We start from the raw sequence: 615 nt of genomic DNA, 5'->3' as shown, positions 1-615 counted from the left end.
GAGGCGGTGCAGGAACGCGCACCGGATGACCTGCGGCCGCTGCCACTGATCAGCGTGCAACGCGAGCTGAGGCCGCTGGTGGCGGCGCTCAACGGATTCACCGAGCGCCTGCGCGGGCAGTTCGAACGCCAGGCGCGCTTCATCGCCGATGCCTCCCACGAGTTGCGCACGCCGCTGGCGGCGCTCAAGGCGCGGATCGAGCTGGGCCTGCGCGAAGCCGAACCGGCGGTCTGGCGCAGCACCCTGGAGGACGCCGGACAGAGCACCGACAAGGTCATCCACCTGGCCAACCAGCTGCTCTCGCTGGCGCGCATCGAAAGCGGCGCGCAATCCATCGCCGAAGGCGGCGCGCAGCGCCTGGATTTGTCGCAGCTGGCCCGCGAGCTGGGCCTGGCGGAAGTGGCGCTGCCACCGGACTCGCGCCTGCCGGGCAAGACCATCCAGCAGCTGGGTTTTCGCAGCCGGCACAAGCTCAACGTGGTCGGCCTGCGCCGCAATCGCCAAGCCCTGCAGGGGCTGCTGGTGGATGAAAAGCTCAAGCCAGCCGATACGCTGCTGGTGGCCGGCAGCTGGAAGCACATTCACCGTCTGCAGGGCATGAGCCGCGACTTCCTC

1 protein-coding gene is annotated in these 615 nt (G+C 69.3%); it reads left to right on the top strand.

Translation table 11 applies throughout. From position 1 onward, the window contains the following. Positions 1-615, top strand: a 615-nt coding sequence (locus CXQ94_RS23870) for a TrkA C-terminal domain-containing protein (RefSeq protein WP_181034370.1), incomplete at both ends; no start/stop codon positions are given.

This window comes from Arthrobacter sp. GMC3, from assembly GCF_002929305.1.
Taxonomy (GTDB): domain Bacteria; phylum Actinomycetota; class Actinomycetes; order Actinomycetales; family Micrococcaceae; genus Specibacter.
This window is presented reverse-complemented; position numbering and strand designations above follow the sequence as displayed.